The organism is Streptomyces sp. NPDC060000, assembly GCF_042737375.1.
Taxonomy (GTDB): Bacteria; Actinomycetota; Actinomycetes; order Streptomycetales; family Streptomycetaceae; genus Streptomyces.
In genome coordinates, this window is sequence record NZ_JBHWUU010000002.1 from 191,614 (window position 1) to 208,028 (window position 16,415).

11 protein-coding genes are annotated in these 16,415 nt (G+C 72.1%); 4 read left to right on the forward strand and 7 right to left on the reverse strand.

What is annotated here, in order from left to right; genetic code table 11:
* The 3 genes from ACFWBB_RS02710 to ACFWBB_RS02720 all read right to left on the reverse strand — a co-directional run.
* Positions 1-3,708, reverse strand: a 3,708-nt coding sequence (locus ACFWBB_RS02710; RefSeq protein WP_385265972.1) for an ABC transporter ATP-binding protein, incomplete at its 3' end; no start/stop codon positions are given.
* Positions 3,709-3,880: 172 nt separating this feature from the next.
* Positions 3,881-5,026 (reverse strand): esterase-like activity of phytase family protein, encoded by a 1,146-nt coding sequence (locus ACFWBB_RS02715; protein WP_385265974.1) that lies wholly within the window; start codon positions 5,024-5,026, stop codon positions 3,881-3,883.
* A 57-nt stretch (positions 5,027-5,083) separates the two neighbouring features.
* On the reverse strand, positions 5,084-5,938 hold the full coding sequence (locus tag ACFWBB_RS02720; protein WP_385265975.1) for a serine hydrolase: 855 nt from the start codon (positions 5,936-5,938) through the stop codon (positions 5,084-5,086).
* Positions 5,939-6,104: 166 nt separating this feature from the next.
* Between ACFWBB_RS02720 and ACFWBB_RS02725 the strand changes: the two genes are divergently transcribed.
* Together ACFWBB_RS02725 and ACFWBB_RS02730 are read left to right on the forward strand one after the other, a co-directional pair.
* A complete protein-coding gene (locus ACFWBB_RS02725) occupies positions 6,105-8,486 on the forward strand; it encodes an ArnT family glycosyltransferase (protein WP_385265978.1) in 2,382 nt (793 codons plus the stop codon).
* Between the two features lie 213 nt (positions 8,487-8,699).
* Positions 8,700-9,506, forward strand: coding sequence for an endonuclease I family protein (locus ACFWBB_RS02730; RefSeq protein WP_385265980.1), 807 nt, complete (start codon positions 8,700-8,702; stop codon positions 9,504-9,506).
* Between the two features lie 118 nt (positions 9,507-9,624).
* On the opposite strand, the gene ACFWBB_RS02735 is transcribed toward ACFWBB_RS02730, so the two are convergent.
* From ACFWBB_RS02735 to speB, 3 genes are read right to left on the reverse strand one after another with little or no spacing between them, the layout of a single operon-like run.
* On the reverse strand, positions 9,625-10,284 hold the full coding sequence (locus ACFWBB_RS02735; protein ID WP_385265982.1) for a maleylpyruvate isomerase N-terminal domain-containing protein: 660 nt from the start codon (positions 10,282-10,284) through the stop codon (positions 9,625-9,627).
* A gap of 29 nt (positions 10,285-10,313) precedes the next feature.
* The gene (locus ACFWBB_RS02740) at positions 10,314-12,011 is read right to left on the reverse strand and encodes a thiamine pyrophosphate-binding protein (RefSeq protein WP_385265985.1); all 1,698 of its coding nucleotides are present in this window, start codon (positions 12,009-12,011) and stop codon (positions 10,314-10,316) included.
* Positions 12,008-12,976 (reverse strand): agmatinase, encoded by a 969-nt coding sequence (gene speB / locus ACFWBB_RS02745; RefSeq protein WP_385265987.1) that lies wholly within the window; start codon positions 12,974-12,976, stop codon positions 12,008-12,010. The genes ACFWBB_RS02740 and speB overlap by 4 nt, the downstream gene beginning before the upstream one ends.
* 141 nt (positions 12,977-13,117) lie before the next feature.
* On the opposite strand from speB, the gene ACFWBB_RS02750 reads away from it, so the two are divergent.
* Both ACFWBB_RS02750 and ACFWBB_RS02755 read left to right on the forward strand, forming a co-directional pair.
* The gene (locus tag ACFWBB_RS02750) at positions 13,118-14,614 is read left to right on the forward strand and encodes a helix-turn-helix domain-containing protein (protein WP_385265990.1); all 1,497 of its coding nucleotides are present in this window, start codon (positions 13,118-13,120) and stop codon (positions 14,612-14,614) included.
* 66 nt (positions 14,615-14,680) lie between these two features.
* Positions 14,681-15,472 carry a phosphatase gene (locus ACFWBB_RS02755; protein ID WP_385265993.1) on the forward strand — a complete coding sequence of 264 codons (792 nt, stop codon included), beginning with the start codon at positions 14,681-14,683 and terminating at the stop codon, positions 15,470-15,472.
* Between the two features lie 55 nt (positions 15,473-15,527).
* On the opposite strand, the gene ACFWBB_RS02760 is transcribed toward ACFWBB_RS02755, so the two are convergent.
* On the reverse strand, positions 15,528-16,400 hold the full coding sequence (locus tag ACFWBB_RS02760) for an acyl-CoA thioesterase (RefSeq protein WP_385265996.1): 873 nt from the start codon (positions 16,398-16,400) through the stop codon (positions 15,528-15,530).
* Positions 16,401-16,415: the final 15 nt, after the last annotated feature.

Genomic DNA, 16,415 nt, shown 5'->3' on the forward strand with positions numbered 1-16,415 from the left:
CTCGTCCTCTCCCACGAACGTCCGCCACAGGCGGGCATACCTGCCGTCGAGCGCGAGAAGCTCGTCGTGCGTGCCGTCCTCCACGACCCGGCCGTGATCCATGACCACGACGCGGTCGGCGCGGGCGGCGGTGGTCAGGCGGTGGGCCACCACCAGGGTCGTACGGCGGCCGGCCAGGCGGTCCGTGGCCTGGTTGACCAGGGCTTCCGTCGCCAGGTCGAGGGCGGCCGTCGCCTCGTCGAGGAGGAGGACGTCCGGGTCGACGAGCTCGGCGCGGGCCAGCGCGATCAGCTGGCGCTGGCCGGCGGAGAGGTTGCGTCCGCGCTCGGCGACCCCGTGGAGGTAGCCGCCGTCGAGGGTGGCGATCATCTCGTGCGCGCCGACCGCCCGGGCCGCCGCCTCCACCTCGGCGTCGGTGGCGCCGGGCCGGCCGTAGGCGATGGCGTCGCGGACGGTGCCGGGGAAGAGGTACGCCTCCTGCGGGACGACACCCAGCCGGTGGCGGTACGAGGTGAGGTCGAGGGAGCGCAGGTCCGTGCCGTCGACGGTGACCCGGCCGCCGGTGGGATCGTAGAAGCGGGCCACCAGCTTGACGAGGGTCGACTTGCCCGCGCCGGTCTCACCGACGAAGGCGACGGTCTGGCCGGCCGGGATGCTCAGCTCGATCCCGGTCAGGGCCTCTTCCTCATCGCCGTACTTGAAGTGCACGTCCTCGAAGGCGATCTCGCCGCGCAGCGCGAGGACCTCCTGCGGCTCGTCGGCGGACTTCGTGGACGTCGGCTCCCGGAGCAGCTCCTGGATGCGGCCCAGGGAGACGGTCGCCTGCTGGTAGCCGTCGAAGACCTGGGAGAGCTGCTGGACCGGCGCGAAGAACAGGTCGATGTAGAGGAGGTACGCGACCAGGGCGCCGGTGGTGAGGGTCGCCGCGTCCACCCTGCCCGCGCCCGCGATCAGGACCGCCGCCGCCGCGACCGAGGACAGCAGCTGAACGAACGGGAAGTAGACCGAGATCAGCCACTGGCCCCGGACGCGCGCCCTGCGATAGCTGTCGCTGCGCTCCGCGAACCGTGCCGCGCCGTCCCGCTCGCGCCGGAAGGCCTGCACGATCCTGAGCCCGGACACCGACTCCTGGAGGTCGGCGTTGACCGTCGACACGCGCTCGCGGGCGAGTTCGTACGCCTTCACGCTCGCGCGGCGGAAGAAGTACGTGGCGACGACGAGGGGCGGGAGCGTCGCGAAGACGATCAGCGCGAGCTGGAGGTCGATGACCAGCAGGGCGCCCATGATGCCGAAGAAGGTGACGACCGAGACGAAGGCCGTGACCAGGCCGGTCTGCAGGAAGGTGGAGAGGGCGTCGACGTCGGTCGTCATCCTCGTCATGATCCGGCCGGTCAGCTCCCGCTCGTAGTAGTCGAGTCCGAGACGCTGGAGCTGGGCGAAGATCTTCAGCCGAAGGCTGTAGAGCACCCGTTCGCCGGTGCGGCCGGTCATCCGGATCTCGCCGGTCTGCGCGACCCACTGCACCAGCACGGCGAGCAGCGCGAGCAGCGAGGCCGCCCAGACGGCGCCCAGCGCCGCCCGGGTCACGCCCTGGTCGATGCCGTGCCGGATCATCACCGGCAGCAGCAGGCTCGTGCCGGCGTCGACGGCGACCAGGCCGAGGCTGACGAGCAGGGGTGCGCCGAAACCGCGCAGCAGCCTGCGCAGGCCGTACGACGCCTCCGGCCGGACCGCCTGCCGTTCGTCGATGTCGGGGGTGTCGGCGGCCGTGGGCAGCGCCTCGATCTGGGCGAGGAGTTCGGGGGTGGCCGGCATCCCGGACAGCGCGGTGTCCTTCGGCTCCCGGTCGCCGGTCCACAGCCTGGGGGTGACCCCGCGCTCGGCGTCGAACTCGGCGTCCAGCTCGTCACGGACGGTCGTGTCCTCGCTCCGGGTGGAGGACGGCCGGGCGTGGCCGGGCGAGACGCCGCCGAGCTCGTCGGGGTCGGTGAGCAGGCGGCGGTAGAGCGCGGAGCGTTCCTGGAGCTCCTCGTGGGTACCGAGGTCGGCGAGGCGGCCGGCGTCCAGTACGGCGATGCGGTCCGCGAGGTTGAGGGTGGAGCGGCGGTGCGCGATGAGCAGGGTCGTACGGCCCCGCATGACCTGCTTCAGCGCCTCGTGGATCTCGTGCTCGACCGCCGCGTCCACGGCGGAGGTCGCGTCGTCGAGGACCAGCAGCCGCGGGTCGGTGAGGATCGCCCGGGCGAGCGCGACGCGCTGGCGCTGGCCGCCGGAGAGGGTGAGTCCGTGCTCGCCGACCGTCGTGTCGTAGCCGTCGGGCAGCTCGGCGACGAACCGGTCGGCCTGGGCGGCGCGGGCGGCGGCCTCGATCTGCTCCTGGGTGGCGTCGGGGCGGCCGTACGCGATGTTGGCGCGGACGGTGTCGGAGAAGAGGAACGAGTCCTCGGGGACGAGGCCGATCGCGGCCCGCAGCGAGTCGAGGGTGAGCTCGCGGACGTCGTGACCGCCGACGAGGACGGCGCCCCGGGTGACGTCGTAGAAGCGCGGCAGGAGGAGGGACACCGTGGACTTGCCCGAGCCGGAGGAGCCCACGACGGCGAGGGTCTCCCCGGCCCGGATCTCGAAGGTGAGGCCGTCGAGGACGGGCCGGCCGGCGTCGTAGCCGAAGGCCACGTCGTCGAACTCGACGGTGGCGGGGGCGTCGGCGGGCAGGGCCTTGGTGCCGTCCGTCATCGACGGCTCGGTGTCGATCAGCTCAAGGACGCGTTCGGTGCCCGCGCGGGCCTGCTGGCCGACCGTGAGGACCACGGCGAGCATCCGCACCGGGCCGACGAGCTGGGCGAGGTAGGTGGAGAACGCGACGAAGGTGCCGAGGGTGATGTGGCCGCGCACGGCCAGCCAGCCGCCGAGTGCCAGCATGGCGACCTGGCCGAGTGCGGGGACAGCCTGGAGGGCGGGGGTGTAGGCCGAGTTCAGGCGGATCGTGCGCAGCCGGCCGGCGAAGAGACGGCGGCCGACCTCCCGCAGTTTGCCCGTCTCCTGGTCCTCCTGGCCGAAGCCCTTCACGACCCGTACACCGCTGACCGCTCCGTCGACCACACCGGCGACGGCCGCCGCCTGGGCCTGGGCGTACCAGGTGGCCGGGTGGAGTTTCGTACGGCTGCGCCGGGCGATGTACGCGAGCGCGGGTGCCACGGCGAGGGCTACCAGGGTGAGCGGCAGGGACAGCCACGCCATGATGACCAGGGAGATCAGGAAGAGGAGGAGGTTCCCGATCGTCATCGGGAGCATGAAGAGCAGACCCTGGATGAGCTGGAGGTCGCTGGTGGCGCGGCCCACGACCTGGCCGGTGGACAGCTCGTCCTGACGCCGGCCGTCGAGGCGGGTGATCGTCTCGAACATCTCGGTCCGCAGGTCGTGCTGGACGTCGAGGGCGAGCCGGCCGCCGTAGTAGCGGCGGATGTAGGTGGAGGCGTAGACGAGGACGGCGGCGGCGAGCAGGGCTCCCGCCCAGGGGGCCATGTCCCGGGTGTGGCCGCCGATCACGTCGTCGATGATCACCTTGGTGACCAGCGGGACCAGCGCCATGACGGCCATGCCGGCCAGGGAGGAGCCGAGCGCCAGGACGACGTCCTTCGGGTGCCGCCAGGCGTACCCGGCCAGTCTGCGCGCCCAGCCCCGCTGCCGCTCCCCCTGCTGCACTGCCACGCCGATGCCTTCCTGTCGTCCGGTCGTCCCGTCGTCCCGGTCGTCCGGTCGTCCCGGTCGTCCGGTCGTCCCGGTCGTCCGGTCGTCCCGGTCGTCCCGGTCCTGGTCTGCCGGAAGGCACCAACGCCGAAGGAAGCGGATTTCATCCCTCCGCAACAATTCGGAGCGTGGGTCAGACACGTACCCGCAGGTCGTAGAGGCGGGTCGTCTGTGCCGCGTTCTGGTTGTCGTCGCTGACCAGGAGCACCTTCAGCCGGCCCTGGTCGCGGCCCGTGATCACCATGCCCTCGATGTTGTCGAGCAGCGGGTTCGGCTGGGGCTGCCTGGCGGTCGCTCCCAGTGACGGGCAGGACGCGATGTCCGTCAGGAGGGTCTTCTTGATCAGACGTACGTCGTCCTGCCCCGTCAGGCTCTCGACGCCGGCGGTGTTCGTCGCGCGGCGGGGGTCGGCCAGGTAGAGACGGACCGTGTTGCCGACGCCGGCGGTGAAGCCGCGCTCCAGGACGAGGAGCCGGCCGTCGGCAAGGGCCTGCACCTCGGGGACGCCGAGGCCGGAGTCGGTGCGGTAGGCGTACTGGGCGCCGAGCGCGAAGTGGCCGCCCCTGGTCCTGGTCCAGGTCTGGAAGCGGACGGTGCCCGCGCTGTCGCCGGAGATCGCGTACTCCATCGACGCGAGCAGGGCGCGTCCGCCGGGCAGGAGCGTCAGGCCCTCGAAGGTCTGGTTGGAGGTGGCACGGCCGGCCGGGGCGACGAGCAGCGAGGACGGGACCGGAAGACGGTCGAGGATCTTGCCGTCACGGCTGTAGCGGCGGATGGACGGCTCGGTCTCCGAGGTGACGAGCCGGGTGCCGTCCGTGTCGATGGCCAGGCCCTCGCTGTCGAGCGCGGCGCCGTTCTCGTCGGCGAGCGGGACGACCGACTTCGGGGCGAGGGTCTTCGCATCCAGGCGGAAGAGGGCGGAGCGGTCGGAGAGGGCGGCGAGGGAGCCGTCCCCGTCACGGGCGAGGGCGGAGAAGTTACCGACGAAGGTGCCGCCGAAAGCCGTCTTGTCGAGGGCGTCGGAGAAGCGGCCGATGGAGACGGCCGGTGAACAGGCATTGCCCGTGACCGGGTGCGTGGCCGTGTTCGCGGCCGTGTTCGCGGCCGTGTTCGCGGCCGGGTGCGCGGTCGGTTTCGTGACCGGTTTCGTGGCCGAGTGCGCGGTCGGGTTCGTGGCCGTGTTCGTGGCCGGGTCGGCGTTCGCGGGCCCGGCGGCGGTGAGGGTGGTGGCCGCCGCCAGGCCGGCGGTGAGGGTGGCGAGTACGGTTCGCAGGCGCATGGGCGTCACCGTAGGGCGGGTCGGTGACGTGCGGTGGGACACCGCGTGAAAGCTCGCTCAGGAGGCGGCCAGATCCTTGTGGATGACCTTGGCGACGCCCTGAATCGTCGTGATGCCGTAGTTCATGGTGCTGTTGCCGTGGGTGAGGACCGTCATGACGTAGTCGTGGCCGCCGCCCTTGAAGGTGCCGACGCTGTGCACCCGCCAGCCGAGCGTGGAGCGCGACAGCCACCCGTTCTTGACGTGCCAGCTGACCCCGGCGGGCCTCCCGTAGGGGGTGCCCCAGCGCTGCGAGGAGATGACCTGGCCCATCAGTGTGCTGACGTAGGCGCGCGAGGCGTCGGTGAGGACCGTGTTCTTGGCGGTGAGCAGCTTCAGCAGCTTCTGCTCGTCGGTGACGGTGATCTGGGTCAGGCCCCAGTAGCCGTTCGCGCCCGGCTTGGTCTGCGTCATCTTCGCGGCCGTCAGGAAGTTCTTGATCTTCGTCGGGCCGAGCTGCTTCCACAGGGTCGAGGTGGAGGCGTTGTCCGACTTCGTGATCATGGCCGTGGCGAGGGTCTTCTCCCGGCTGGTCAGCGCCCGGCCGGTCTTCTGCGCGTCCCACAGCAGCGCGGACAGGACGGTGACCTTGACGACGCTGGCCGAGTCGAAGGCGGAGGAGGCGCGCAGGGTGCAGGTGGTGTTGGTGGTGCGGTCGTAGAGGCCGACGGCGACCGTGCCCTTGCGGCTCGCGAGTGCGGCGGTGATGTCCTTCTTCAACTTGACCGCGAGAGCGGCCTTGCTGGACGTGCAGGTGACGGTGGGCGCGGCGGCGGCAGCGGGCGCGGCGGCGGCCACCCCGGTTATGAGGACGGCGGCGCCGAGCGCCGTGCCGACCAGTCCTCTCCTGTGTCTTGCGGTCCGGTGAGTCATGCCCCTTTGACTCACCAGTTCGTATGAATGGTTGTACGAACGACCCACTTCGTCTGCCCTGTTGGGCAATGCGTGGGCAGGCCCTTACCACCCCCAGTGCGTCTTCACAGCCGACGGCCAGCTTCGGCACAGCGGCCACCCACAACCGCCGTACAGCATGCGCAGGGTGACATCTGCCACCGATCCCCTCCCCCACCCGACCGTGCCCCCCGCCGGGTCCCCGGACTGGGCGCCTCCGACGACCTCCGAGACGGCTCCCCCATCGCCGCCGCCGGACCGGGCGCCACGCTGGTCGCTGCCCGCACTGATCGCGATCATGGTCCTGGCGGCGGTGCTCTACTCCTGGAACCTGTCCGGCAACAGCCTCAACAGCTTCTACAGCGCCGCCGTGTACAGCGGCACGCAGAGCTGGAAGGCGTGGTTCTTCGGCTCGCTCGACGCCGGGAACTTCATCACCGTCGACAAGCCGCCGTTCGCGCTCATGATCATGGGTCTGTCCTGCCGGATCTTCGGTTTCGGCACCTGGCAGATGATGCTGCCCGAGGTCGCGGCGGCACTGGGCACGATCTGGATCCTGCACTCCTCCGTGAAGCGGGTGTTCGGCCACGCGGCCGCCGCCGTCGCGGCACTCGTGCTCGCGCTGACGCCGATCACCGTCGCCATCAACCGCGACAACAACCCGGACACCCTCCTGGTGCTGCTGATGGTGGCGGGCGCGGCCCTCGCCCTGCGCGCCACGCGCGACGACAGGCTGCTGCCGCTCATCGGCTCCGCGGTCTGCTTCGGGCTGGCCTTCAACACCAAGATGCTCCAGGGCTACATCGCCCTGCCCGCCGTCTTCGCCGTGTACCTGTACGCGTCGAGGCTCGGCTGGAAGAAGAAGGCCGTGAACCTGGCGCTGGCCGCCGTGGCGCTGGCCGTCGCCAGCTTCTGGTGGGCGACGGCCGTGTCCCTGGTGCCCGCCGACGACCGCCCGTACATCGGCGGCTCGACCGACGGCAGCGCCTGGGACCTGATCATGGGCTACAACGGCCTCGGCCGGGTCCTCGGCGGCGAGGGCAACGGCGGGGGCGGCGGCGGAGGCGGCGGCACCTTCGCCGGGACGGCGGGGATCGGCCGGATGTTCAACGACATCCTCGGCGGCCAGATCTCCTGGCTGATCCCCTTCGCGGGCATCGCGCTCGTCGCCGGCCTGGTGCTGTGCGGCCGCGCCCCGCGCACCGACGGGACGCGTGCCGCGCTGCTCCTGTGGGGCGGCTGGCTCGTGCTGCACTACCTGACCTTCGCCATGGCCGAGGGCACGATGCACCCGTACTACACGACCGCGCTCGCCCCGGGCATCGCGGCGCTGTGCGGTGGCGGCGGCGTCATGCTGTGGCGCGCCCTGCGCGGCGGTGACGCCCGCTGGTCGTGGGTGCTGCCCGTCGGGCTCGCGGTCACCGGCGTCTGGGCGATCGTGCTGCTGCGCCGCGCCACCGGTTGGAACACCTGGCTGTGGCCGGTCGTCGGCGTGGTCATGGTCCTCGCGATCGTGGGTCTGTTCGTCCTGCGGTCCGCGAGCTCCGGCGTCAGGGTGCGGCTGCTCGGCGCGTCGGTCGCGGCGGCGATCGTGGCGGCTCTCGCCGGTCCGACGGCGTACGCCGCCTCGCCGGCCTTCGGTTCGTCCAGCGGGATGATGGGCGGCACCAACCCGACCGCGGGTCCGTCCACCGGCGGCGGCATGGGCGGTCCCGGTGGCGGCGGCCGGGGCGGCTTCGGCGGCGGTGACGGCGGCGGCAACGGCGGACCCGGTGGCCAGGCGCCCGGCGGCACCCAGCAGGGCGGCCAGGCGGGCGGCGAGTTCCCCGGCGGCGGCAACGGCCAGATGACACCGGGCGGCGGCAACGGCGAACTCCCGCAGGGCGGTGGCACCGGCGGCGCGCCGAGCGGCGGTCAGAGCGGTCAACAAGGCGGCACGAGCGGGGAGTTCCCCGGCGGCGGCACCCAGGGCGGCGGCGCGAGCGGCACGGCTCCGGGCGGCGGTACCGCTGGTGGCCCCGGCGGCGGTACGGGTGGCGGCGGTATGGGCGGTGGCGGCATGGGGGGCGCCGACAGCGGGCTCATCTCGTACCTGGAGAAGCACCAGGACGGCGCCACCTGGCTGATCGCCGTGTCCAACTCGCAGAGCGCGGGCCAGATGATCCTGAGCACCGGCAAGCCCGTCATCTCCATGTGGGGCTTCACCGGCAGCGACAAGGCGATGACGCTCGCCAAGCTCAAGGAGCTGGTGAAGAAGGGCGAGCTGCACTACATCCAGCTCGGCGGCGGCGGTATGGGCGGCAACAGCAGCCTGAACCAGGAGATCACCGCCTGGGTGCAGAAGAACGGCACGGCGGTGGCCGCGAGCGAGTACGGCTCGACGTCGAGCTCCGCGTCCGGCTCCGAGGCCGCGTCCGGCTCCACGTCCGGCTCCGCGTCCGAATCCGGTACGGAGACCTCCGGCTCGGGCACCTCGGCCCAGTCCAGCACCTCCACCGTCTACCGGCTGGACGCGTCGGACGTGAGCTGACCCGCACCCGACCCGCACCCCGACCGGTACAGCACCGACGGCCCCTGACTCTCCTGTCAGGGGCCGTTTCGTCGTATCAACTCGCGTAGACAAGAGGCAATTTGCCGGATCACGTCATCCGATCGACATGTCAGATTCATTTACAGGGCCGCATGTGCATGTCACTCTCCCGATTGCCGCCTCCAATCAACCCGCGTAGATCGGACACCCCACATGCTGGCGACACGCATACGCCGATGGAAGTCGGTGGCGCTTGCCACCACGGCCGTCCTGGTCGGCCTCTCCGCGCCCGCGCTCACCGCGACCCCCGCCGCGGCGACCACGACGGCGTACGACTCGACGTACTACAAGAACGCGGTCGGCAAGACGGGTACGAGCCTGAAGTCGTCCCTGCACACGATCATCAGCGCCAACGTCTCGAAGATCTCGTACTCCGCGGTCTGGAACGCGCTGAAGGTCACCGACCAGGACCCGAACAACAGCAGCAACGTGATCCTGCTGTACAGCGGTGTCTCGCGCAGCAAGTCCCTCAACGGCGGCGACGTCGGCGACTGGAACCGCGAGCACACGTGGGCCAAGTCCCACGGCGACTTCGGCGAGGTGACCGGTCCGGGCACCGACCTGCACCACCTGCGTCCCGCGGACGTCCAGATCAACAGCATCCGCGGCAACCTGGACTTCGACAACGGCGGCAGCACGGTCACCAACGGCGGCGGCAGCCTCGTCGACTCCGACTCCTTCCAGCCGCGCGCCGCGGACAGGGGCGACGTGGCCCGGATGATCCTCTACATGGCCGTGCGCTACGAGGGTGACGACGGCTTCGCCGACCTGGAGCCCAACGAGAAGGTCAACAACGGCAGCAACCCCTACATGGGCAAGCTCTCCGTCCTCAAGGCGTGGAACGAGGCGGACCCGCCGAGCGCCTTCGAGGAGAACCGCAACCAGGTCATCTACGACACCTACCAGCACAACCGCAACCCGTTCATCGACCACCCGGAGTGGGTCGAGGCGATCTGGTAGCAGCTGGAGCGTGTGAACGTGGAGGGGCCGAACTTCCCTTGGACACAAGGGGAGTTCGGCCCCTTTCGGCGTTCACGGGCAGCCCTCCCGCCCGGAGTGCCCGGACGTCTGCCGAGCCCTACCGCTCGCCGCGGGGAGCGCCGTGCCAACGCCACCGCGTGAGGCGCGCGTGGCCCGGGAGCTCCGCCCGGCCGGTGGCCGACAGCAGGGTGGGCCACCGGCCGGTGCCGGCCGGGGCGTTCGGGAAGAGCCTCGCCAGCGCCCGGTCGCACAGTCCGGCGTCCGGCTCCCAGCGGACACCGAGCCCCTCGGCGACGTCGTGCAGATGCACCAGCGTCTCGACGACGCCCATGGCGGCGAACCCCTCGGGGTCGGAGGCCCCGAAGACATGGTGCGACCTGACGGTCGCCGGCGTCGTGCGCACCATGGCGGCCAGCAGCGCACCGCAGGCCTCCAGCACCTGGACGAGTCCGGCCACCCCGGCCGTACGGTCCGCGAAGATCACGTTCGCCGGCCCTCCGGGCCGCTCCGCGCGCCACACGAAGGGCACCTCGGTGTCCGACGGCGCGCCGCGCGGGCCCAGTTGGGCGGCGTAGGCGAACAGGTCGTCGGCCAGATGCTCGACGGTCTCCCGGCAACTCCAGTCCAGGGAACCGGCCTTGGCATCCCAGTCGGCCGCCTCGGCCCCCCGCAGCGCGTCCACCGCCAGCCGGACCGCCTCCCGCACGTCGTCGGCGGTGACGGGGCCGGGGCCGGACGATCCTTGCGCTTCAGACATGGCGGGACCGTATCAACGATCGACTTCGGCTAGGACAGGTCCTGGACGAGGTGCGTCGCCGCGAACATCCGCAGCACCGCCGGGAGGACGACCACCGAAGGACCGGGCGTGGACAACGCCTTCGACAGGTCCGTCTCCAGGGTCTGCGGTGACGTCCGCACCCCCGGCACCCCGAACGACTCCGCCAGGGCCACGTAGTCCGGGCGGGTCAGTTCGGTGGCCGTGGCCTCACCGAAGGCGTCGGTCATGTACTCGCGCAGGATGCCGTAGCCGCCGTCGTCGACGATCAGCCAGGTGACGTTCAGGCCGTACTGCCTGGCCGTCGCCAGCTCCGCGATCGAATACAGCGCACCGCCGTCGCCCGACACCGCCAGCACCGGGCGGGTCGGGTCGGCCACCGCCGCCCCCAGCGCCGCCGGGAAGCCGTAGCCCAGGCCGCCCGCGCCCTGGGCCGAGTGCATGTGGTTGGGGCCTTTCGCGTCGAAGGCCGACCATGCCCAGTACGCGAGGATCGTCATGTCCCAGAAGGACGGGGAGTCGGCCGGCAGCGCCCTGCGGACCGACGCCAACACCTCCTGCTCCAGGGTGAGTTCCTGGGCGGCGATGCGGTCGGCGACCTTCGCCAGGACCTCACGGACGCGCTCGGCGACCCCCGGCCGCGGCCGCTCCACCACCGTCTCGAGCAGCGCCTGCAACGCCAGTCGCGCGTCCGCGTGGATGCCGAGCGCCGGATGGTTCGACTCCAGCTTGCCCAGGTCCGCCTCGATCTGGACGACCCGGCCCCGAGGCTTGAACGTGTGGTAGTTGGAGGAGAGCTCGCCGAGCCCCGAGCCGATGACCAGGAGTACGTCCGCGTCCTCGAGGAAGTCCGTGGTGTGGCGGTCCTCGATCCAGGACTGGAGCGAGAGGGGGTGCGTCCAGGGGAACGCCCCCTTGCCGCCGGGCGTGGTGACCACCGGGGCCTGCAACACCTCCGCCAGCTGCTTCAGCTTGCCCGAGGCGTCCGACCGTACGACCCCGCCGCCCGCGATGATCGCCGGACGGGCCGCCTTCGACAGCAGGTCGGCTGCCACGGCGGTCAGTTCGGGGCGTGGCGGCAGTTCTTCGGGGAAGGCGTCGCCGCCGGTCACCACGGGGACCGACGTCTGCGCCAGCAGCACGTCCTGCGGGATCTCCACCCACACCGGGCCGTGCGGAACCGTCAGCGCGGACTTCCAGGCCGCCTCGATCGCGGACGGGATCTGGGACTGGGTGCGGACCTGGTGGACCGACTTCACCACACCCCTGAACGAGGCCGCCTGATCCGGGAGTTCGTGCAGATAGCCGTGGCGGCCACCGCCCAGGCCGGGGGTCGGGACCTGACTGCTGATCGCCAGCACCGGCGCCGAGGCGGCCGCGGCCTCCTGGAGCGCCGCGAGGGAGGTCAGCGCACCCGGGCCCGTCGACAGCAGCAGCGGCGCCGCCTCGCCCGTGATCCTGCCGTACGCGTCCGCCGCGAACCCGGCGTTGTTCTCCACCCGCAGGCCGATGTACCGCAGCGAGGAGCGGCGCAGCGCGTCGAACATGCCGAGCGCGTGCTGGCCGGGCAGACCGAAGACGGTGGTCGCGCCGAGTCCGGCCAGGGTCTCCACGACCAGGTCTCCGCCGTTCCGGCCGGCGGGCGGGTTCAGAGCGGCGGAGATCTGTGCCTCCGTCGGGCGGAGCACCAGGTCGTGGTCGTGAGTCACTTGGCGCGAGCCTCGGCAATCTGTCGGGACATGATCGTGGTCAGTTCGTACGCCGTGTGGGACGCGGCCACCGACGTGATCTCCGCGTGATCGTACGCGGGGGCCACCTCGACGACGTCCGCCGAGACCAGGTTGCAGGAGGCCAGGCCGCGCAGGATCTCCAGGAGTTCGCGCGAGGTCATGCCGCCCGCCTCCGGGGTGCCGGTGCCGGGGGCGTGCGCCGGGTCGAGGCAGTCGATGTCGATGGAGATGTACAGGGGCCGGTCGCCGATGCGCTGACGCAGCTGGTCGGCGATCTCGTCGGCGCCGCGCCGGTACACGTCCGCCGAGGTGACGATGCCGAAGCCCAGCTTCTCGTCGTCGGTCAGGTCCTGCTTGCCGTACAGCGGGCCGCGGGTGCCGACGTGGGAGAGGGCCTCGGTGTCGAGGATGCCCTCCTCCACGGCCCGGCGGAACGGCGTGCCGTGGGTGTACTCGGCGCCGAAGTACGTGTCCCAGGTGTCGAGGTGCGCGTCGAAGTGGAGCAGGGCTACGGGGCCGTGCTTCTTCGCGACCGAGCGCAGCAGCGGCAGCGCGATGGTGTGGTCGCCGCCCAGGGTCATCAGGCGGGCGCCGGTGCCCAGCAGGTCGTCGGCCGCCGCCTCGATGGTCTCCACGGCCTCGTGGATGTCGAACGGGTTCACCGCGATGTCGCCGCCGTCCGCGACCTGGGCGAGGGCGAAGGGGGCGGCGTCCTGGGCCGGGTTGTACGGCCGCAGCAGCCGGGACGCCTCGCGGATCGCGTTGCCGCCGAAGCGGGCTCCGGGCCGGTACGAGACGCCCGAGTCGAACGGCACGCCCACCACGGCGACGTCGGCGCGGCCGACCTCGTCGAGGCGGGGCAGCCTGGCGAAGGTCGCGGGACCGGCGTACCGCGGAATGCGGGAGGAGTCGACGGGGCCGCGGGGCGTCTCGTTGCCACTCATGGTCAAATGCCTGCTTTCTTACGCTTCGTCGCGCATGTACCACTTCTCGTACGACAGGGTTGACCCTAGAGGGCCGAACAGCGCCTGGGGAAGTGTACGTTTTATCCACTTGACTCGCGCCCTGTGGAGGGAACGTCCATCGTGCCGGAACCTGCCGTACCCCCCACCCCACCGGTCCCCCTCGCCGCCCTGCTGGCCCGCGAGGACCTCGCCCTGCGGCAGATCGCCGGGCCCACCGGTCCCGGCATCGTGCTGCACGGCGCCCACACCTCGGAGATGGCCGACCCGTACCCGTATCTGCTGGGCGGCGAGCTGCTGCTGACAGCGGGCGTGCACATCCCGGATGCGACGGGATCGGCCGGGGGCGCCCCCGGCCGGGCGAAGCCGGGACCGGGGGAATACTTCGAGGACTACGTCTCGCGGATCGTCGCGGCCGGCGGCGCGGCCCTCGGGTTCGGTCTCGCGCCGGTGCACGACACCGTGCCGAGGGCGCTGGTCGCCGCCTGTGAGGCGTACGAGCTGCCGCTCCTGGAGGTGCCCCCGCAGACGACGTTCTCGGCGGTCGCCCGCGCGGTCTGGCAGCTGATGGAGCGGGCCCGCACCGCCGAGCTGCGCCGGGTGACGGAGGCCCAGCAGAGCCTCGCGGCCGCCGCCTCCCGCCCGGACCCGGTTCCGTCCGTCCTGCGGCAGCTGGCCCAGCGGATCGGGGGGCGTGCGGTGCTGTACGGGCCGGAGGGGACGGAGATCGCGGGGGCGGGACAGGCGTCCGCGGCGGACGTCCCCCTCGCCGGACTCGCCCGCCTCCTCGTCTCCCGGGCCTCCGCCACCGCCAGCGACACCGCCCCCGACGGGGCCCACCTCGCCGCCTACGCGCTCGGGGCGGGCCGGGGGTTCGTGCTCGCGGTGGCGGCGCCCCGGCGTGAGCCCGGTGACCACACCATCGCCTCCGTCGCCGCCGTCCTGCTCTCCCTCCTCACCGGCGAGCACCAGAGCGGCTCGGGGGCGGCCCGTTCGTCGGCTCTGGTGCGGCTGCTGCTGGGGGCCGCGCCCGCCGAGGTGGCCCCGCTGCTGGGGGACGAGCGGTGGCTCGTCGTGCACGCCCGGCCGGACGCGCAGGCGCTCGGCCCGCTGGCGGCCTCCGCGCTCGGCGCCGGTCTCGGGTCACCGCTGGTCGACCTCGCGAAGGACGTCGTACGGGTCCTCGTCCCGGCCGGCCGCGCGCCGCGGCCGCAGCCGGGCTGGACCCTGGGCGTCAGCGCGGACGCGGCCCCCGCCGACTGGCCGGCCGCCGACGCGCAGGCGGCCCGCGCGCTGGCCCGGGCCCGTGCCACCCGCGCGCCACTCGTCCGGCACGGCTCCGGGGCCGGGCTGCGGGACCTGGTTCCCGACGACGAGGCCCGGGCGCACGCCCGGGCGCTCCTCGCGCCGGTCGAGGCGAGCACCGCGAGCGCCGCGCTCGTCGAGACACTGCGCACCTGGCTCTCCCTGCACGGCAGTTGGGACCGCACGGCGGTGGCCCTGTCCGTGCACCGCAACACCGTGCGCCAGCGAATCGCCCGCTGCGCGGCCCTGTTGGGCACGGACCTGGACGATCCGGACGTCCGGATGGAGCTGTGGTTCGCTCTGAAACGACGGTGAGTGACGCGTGTCCCAGCGTCCGGAACAGCGCAGACGCGCACAGCCGGCTGCCCCACAATGGAAACCATGCCGATACCCGGGACGCCCAGCCGCGCCGAACTCGTCGACCACCTCGTCAGGACCCGTATCGCCGGGGACGTCGCCACGCCCCGCGAGAACAACCTCTCCCACTACCGCCAGCTCGCGAACGGGGTGCGCAACTTCTGGCTCGGCCTGGAACTCGGCGACCGCTGGACCGACGAGCAGGACGTGCTCGCGGTGATGGCGGAGCGGGTGGGGGTCAACGACGATCCCGAGTACCGCTACGGCCAGGACACCATCGACCCCGAGCTGACGGTCGACGGCCTGGACCGGCTCGCGGCCCGGCTGCGCAAGGCGGCCGACGGACAGCAGCGGGTCCTCTTCGCCACCGGCCACCCGGGCGGTCTTCTCGACGTGCACCGCGCCACGGCCGCCGCGCTGCGCACGGCCGGCTGCGAGATCGTCGTCATCCCGGAGGGGTTGCAGACGGACGAGGGGTACGTCTGGCAGCTGGCCGACGTGGCGGTCCTGGAGCACGGCGCCACCCTCTGGCACACCCACTCGGGCGAGCCGATGAAGGCCATCCTCACCGCGCTCGAGCGGGAGGGCCGCCCGCTGCCGGATCTGGTCGTCGCCGACCACGGCTGGGCGGGCTACGCGGGGCAGCACGGCGTCGACTCCGTCGGTTACGCCGACTGCAACGACCCTGCGCTGTTCATCGCCGAGTCGGAGGGCACCGTCCAGGTGGCGGTCCCCCTCGACGACCACGTCGTCAGCCCGCGTCACTACGACCCGATGACGACGTACCTGCTGGCGGAGGCGGGACTGACCGAGTAGGCCGGCCGGACATCCCCGGGAGGGGCGCCGCACGCGCGCGTGCGGCGCCGTGTGCTCAGCCGCCGCGAGGGGCGCGGACCACACCCTCCTGGATCACCGAGACGGCGAGCCGTCCGTCCTGGGTGTAGATGCGGGCCTGGCCGAGACCCCGGCCGCCGTGCGCGGACGGTGACTCCTGGTCGTAGAGGAGCCATTCGTCGGCGCGGAACGGGCGGTGGAACCACATCGCGTGGTCCAGGGACGCCCCCACCACGTCGCCGATCGCCCAGCCGCCGCGCCCGTGGGCGAGGAGGACCGAGTCGAGCAGCGTCATGTCGGAGACGTAGGTGGCGAGGACGACGTGCAGGAGAGGATCGTCGGAGAGCTTGCCGTTGGCGCGGAACCACACCTGGGAGTGCGGTTCGCGCGGTGCGCCGTACCGGCCGTAGGGCGGCTCGTCGACGTAGCGCAGGTCGACCGCCTCGCGGGCCTCCAGGAACCTCTCGACGACCTCGGGGTCGAGGTGGGCGTAGCCGCGCAGCCGTTCCTCGGAGGTGGGCAGGGTGGCCGGGTCCGGGGCGGGCGGCATGGGGGCCTGGTGCTCGAAGCCCTCCTCGTACCGCTGGAAGGAGGCGGACAGCGCGAAGATCGGCTGGCCGTGCTGGACGGCGAGGACGCGCCGCGCGGTGAAGGACTTGCCGTCGTTCATCCGGTCGACCGTGTAGACGATGGGCGCGCCCGGGTCACCCATGCGCAGGAAGTACGCGTGCAGGGAGTGGGCGAGACGGTCCTCGGGGACCGTCCGTCCCGCGGCGACCAGCGCCTGTGCCGCGACCTGCCCGCCGAAGACGCGCGGGACGACGGCGGAGCGGGACCGGCCGCGGAAGATGTTCTCCTCGATCTGCTCGAGGTCGAGCAGATCGAGGAGATCCTGTAGTGCCTGGCTCATGGCATCTAGTTGTAG

What these genes read in the sequence shown, in the direction of transcription:
- ACFWBB_RS02755 (WP_385265993.1), top strand. Translation starts at nt 14,681, where the DNA reads ATGCCGATACCCGGGACGCCCAGCCGCGCCGAACTCGTCGACCACCTC.
- ACFWBB_RS02720 (WP_385265975.1), bottom strand. Translation starts at nt 5,938, where the DNA reads ATGACTCACCGGACCGCAAGACACAGGAGAGGACTGGTCGGCACGGCG.
- ACFWBB_RS02730 (WP_385265980.1), top strand. Translation starts at nt 8,700, where the DNA reads ATGCTGGCGACACGCATACGCCGATGGAAGTCGGTGGCGCTTGCCACC.
- ACFWBB_RS02715 (WP_385265974.1), bottom strand. Translation starts at nt 5,026, where the DNA reads ATGCGCCTGCGAACCGTACTCGCCACCCTCACCGCCGGCCTGGCGGCG.
- ACFWBB_RS02760 (WP_385265996.1), bottom strand. Translation starts at nt 16,400, where the DNA reads ATGAGCCAGGCACTACAGGATCTCCTCGATCTGCTCGACCTCGAGCAG.
- speB (WP_385265987.1), bottom strand. Translation starts at nt 12,976, where the DNA reads ATGAGTGGCAACGAGACGCCCCGCGGCCCCGTCGACTCCTCCCGCATT.
- ACFWBB_RS02735 (WP_385265982.1), bottom strand. Translation starts at nt 10,284, where the DNA reads ATGTCTGAAGCGCAAGGATCGTCCGGCCCCGGCCCCGTCACCGCCGAC.